General features: G+C 59.1%; 1 pseudogene. It reads right to left on the bottom strand.

The features are described 5' to 3' along the window. A pseudogene (locus PZH32_RS14055) lies at positions 1-247 on the bottom strand (YhgE/Pip domain-containing protein); the annotation flags it as partial. Positions 248-286: the final 39 nt, after the last annotated feature.

Below are 286 nucleotides of genomic sequence, written 5' to 3'. Positions count from 1 at the left end.
CCCGCAGGGCGGAGACAATTTGCTCGCCGGTGTTGATCTTGGTGGGGATGAGATCGGACTGGTAGCCCTCGTCGCTGTTGGACACGGCCACGCTGAAGTAGCCCGTGTTCGAGTACGGGTCCCAAAAGCCCAAGGTGGTGAACCAGGCGTAAAGGGGCGGTACCAGCACCAGGCCTACCACCACAATGGCCGCAATGACGTTGCGCAGCAAATGCTGCATATCGCTGGCGAAGATGGACCAGATCATTTTCACTGTTCGTCGCCTACTTCGGTTGGCGACGATCCC

This window comes from Adlercreutzia equolifaciens, assembly GCF_029076695.1.
Taxonomy (GTDB): Bacteria; Actinomycetota; Coriobacteriia; order Coriobacteriales; family Eggerthellaceae; genus Adlercreutzia; species Adlercreutzia equolifaciens_A.
The sequence above is the reverse complement of the archived record's forward strand: the minus strand, read 5'-3'. Positions and strand labels throughout refer to the sequence as shown.